Consider the following 1,733-nt stretch of genomic DNA (forward strand, 5'->3'; position numbering starts at 1 on the left):
CAAGATATAGATTTTTCTGTTACACCACCTGCTGGTGTTCAAATTAGTGTTAATTATGAAGTCGTAGGTACTTATCCATGTAGAAAATTTATTGCTAATTTTACAAATGTTCCGCAATTTTCATGTGATAACACTATTGGTCTTTCTACAAGTCAAATTGTTTTGTATGAAGTTTCAAATATAATTGAAGTATACGTTCAAAGAAGAACTGCTTGTACTGGTTGGAATGGCGGAAGAGGGACAATTGGTGTTATTAATGATACTGGTTTACAAGCTGTTGCGGCCCCTGGTAGAAATGCAGCACCATTTAATACAGATCCAACTCCAAATAATTCTACCAATACAGATAATGTTTCAGAAGCATGGAGATTTACTCCAACTGGGCCAAATGTTCCTGTAACAGTAAATTGGTATCAGGGAACTACAATTTCACCTTCAAATTTAATAGGTACAGGTTCAACCATTCAGGTTTGTCCTTCAGCAACAACTTCTTACACATCAGAAACTCTTTATAATGTTTGTGGTGTGCAACAAACGGCTACAACATCAGTAACATTAAATGTAAACCCAGATTCAACGAATAGTCCACTTAATATTACTCAATGTACAAATACTTTTAATTTAAGTTCAAATACCAGTGTAATTTTAGGCACTTTGAGTCCAGCAGCTTATAATATATCATATCATTTAACGGCTGCTGAAGCAGCAACTCGTTCAAATTCGATTACAAATCCAAGTGCTTTTGTTAGTTCAGGACAAACTATATATGCGTCGATTTATGTTAATAATGCTGGGTGTACAATTGTAAAATCGTTCAACTTAATAATATCATGCGGAACAATAAGTCCTGTTCCAGATTTATCTCGTTGTGAGAGTTCATTAGGAAGTGGAACTGCTATCTTTGATTTATCTCCTCAAGGAGCAATTGCTACAGGAGCTGTAACTCCTTCGGATTATACAATATCCTATTATTTAACTCAAGCTGCAGCTGATGCAGGTATTTTGGGTACTGAAATAAATCCTACAAATAGTTTTTTAAGTGCAAATCAAACAATATACATAAGAATGCAAGAAGTTGCTAATCCTAGCACTTTCTATACTACAAATTTTGATTTAATTGTTAACCCATTACCTACTATTACAGGTTCATTGATCGTTTGCCAGGGTTCTTTTATTTCACTTTCTGGAAGCGGTTCATCGGCATCAACTAATCCTTGGGTTTCTTCTAATCCTTTAGTTGCAACAATTACTAATTTGGGATTAATTTCAGGGGTTAGCCCAGGAACAACTACAATTACTTATACCAATTCAAGTGGGTGTCAAAATTCAGTTGATGTAGTTGTTAATCCTTTACCCACAGTTGTAGGGTTGTCTAACATTTGTATAGGTTCAACAACTCAGTTGACAGGTAGTCCAACTGCCGCAATATTGAATCCATGGGTTTCATCTGATGGTTCAGTTGTTACTATTACAAATTCTGGATTGGTTACAAGTATTACTACTGGTACAACTTCTATTATTTACACCAATACTTTTGGATGTGAAAAAATAGTTTCAATTACCGTAGACCCTTTGCCAACAGTAACAGGCACTTTGAATGTATGTGTTGGATTAACAACGCAGTTAAGCGGAACAGGATCACAAGCTGCAGTAAGCCCTTGGGTTTCCTCTAATCCTTTAGTTGCCACGATTAATAACTCAGGATTAGTTACAGGGGTAAGTTTAGGAACAAC

1 protein-coding gene is annotated in these 1,733 nt (G+C 35.6%); it reads left to right on the forward strand.

Annotated features, from left to right (window positions below; translation table 11 throughout):
• Positions 1-1,733 (forward strand): Ig-like domain-containing protein (locus tag ACOYLP_RS11860; protein ID WP_422856378.1); only part of this gene is annotated, 1,733 nt, incomplete at both ends.

Source organism: Flavobacterium sp. (assembly GCF_049318325.1).
In the GTDB taxonomy this organism is placed as follows: domain Bacteria; phylum Bacteroidota; class Bacteroidia; order Flavobacteriales; family Flavobacteriaceae; genus Flavobacterium.